The organism is Vibrio sp. 10N.261.52.A1 (assembly GCF_002876325.1).
Classification (GTDB): domain Bacteria; phylum Pseudomonadota; class Gammaproteobacteria; order Enterobacterales; family Vibrionaceae; genus Vibrio; species Vibrio chagasii.
On the sequence record NZ_MCYD01000071.1, the window covers coordinates 1 to 317 of the forward strand.

Consider the following 317-nt stretch of genomic DNA (forward strand, 5'->3'; position numbering starts at 1 on the left):
CAACCCAGCTGGCGCACCAACTTTCGCACCAGTTGAAAACAACGAAGGCGCTGACCTAGTATTCAACGCAACTTTTGAGGTTTACCCAGAAGTTGAGCTGAAAGGTCTAGAAAACATCACTGTTGAGAAACCAGCAGTAGAAGTTAAAGACGCAGACGTTGAAGAGATGATCGAAACTCTACGTAAGCAACAAGCAACTTGGACTGAAGTTGACACTGCAGCTGACGCTGGTTCTCGTGCAACTATCGACTTCGTTGGTTCTATCGACGGTGAAGAGTTCGAAGGCGGTAAAGCTGAGAACTTCCCACTAGAGATGG

At 47.3% G+C, this 317-nt stretch carries 1 protein-coding gene; it reads left to right on the forward strand.

Features of this window, described 5'->3' with window-relative positions:
• Positions 1-317: trigger factor (locus BCT81_RS01045; RefSeq protein ID WP_277869779.1), on the forward strand; the 317-nt coding region annotated here is incomplete at both ends.